1 pseudogene is annotated in these 235 nt (G+C 52.8%); it reads right to left on the reverse strand.

The features are described 5' to 3' along the window. Positions 1 to 59: 59 nt before the first annotated feature. Positions 60 to 235: pseudogene (locus tag WLY71_RS31105) on the reverse strand (polysaccharide biosynthesis/export family protein); the annotation flags it as partial.

Raw genomic sequence — 235 nt, forward strand, 5'->3', positions numbered from 1 at the left:
CGTCGCAACCCCGGTCGTTCGAAATCTAAGCAAGATAATCCCTAGTGCCTCGCGCAAGGCTAAGGCACGACCAGCGTATCGCCGGCTTTAAGTAGAAAATTGGTGGACATGTCATCCCCCGACATCAACTTGCTGTAGTTGACGCGCAGGATCTCTTGTCTAGCCCCATTGAGTCGCACGACCTTAATGTCGTCCTTATCGGCGAATTTGTCGAGCCCACCCGCCATGCTTATTA

The sequence above is a fragment of the Pseudomonas rossensis genome (genome assembly GCF_039888995.1).
Classification (GTDB): domain Bacteria; phylum Pseudomonadota; class Gammaproteobacteria; order Pseudomonadales; family Pseudomonadaceae; genus Aquipseudomonas; species Aquipseudomonas rossensis.